Origin of the sequence: Mesorhizobium sp. M4B.F.Ca.ET.214.01.1.1 (genome assembly GCF_004791545.1) — a bacterium.
GTDB classification, from domain to species: domain Bacteria; phylum Pseudomonadota; class Alphaproteobacteria; order Rhizobiales; family Rhizobiaceae; genus Mesorhizobium; species Mesorhizobium abyssinicae.
The window spans coordinates 1-320 of record NZ_SRUX01000206.1 but is presented as its reverse complement, the minus strand read 5'-3'; the positions used below and the strand labels follow the sequence as shown (position 1 = coordinate 320).

General features: G+C 65.0%; 1 protein-coding gene. It reads right to left on the bottom strand.

Annotated elements, in window-relative coordinates; genetic code table 11:
- The coding region (locus EN857_RS33915) for a LysE family transporter (RefSeq protein ID WP_189522841.1) at positions 1-233 on the bottom strand (233 nt) is incomplete at its 3' end.
- Positions 234-320: the final 87 nt, after the last annotated feature.

The window sequence follows — 320 nt, the reverse complement described above, 5'->3', positions numbered from 1 at the left end:
ACGAAGAACGCCATCGGCGAGGCGACGATCAGTGCCGAGATGCCGACCACCACCAGCGTGGTGTGGATCAGCGTGCCGGTGAGCGCCCCGGCCATCGAGGCGAAGCCGGTGGCGCGGCCCTGGCTCAGCGTGCGCGACACGAACAGCGTCATGTCCGGTCCCGGCGTGATCGCCAGGATCACCGTCGCGATGGCGAACTGGATCAGCGTCGTGGTGTCGGGAACGAAGGACATGAATATCGATCCTGCGAGTGATCTCATGGCTATAATACGGCTGTCTCATCCACGCCAGCGGCTGACCGGCGCCGTCTCTGGTCCAGC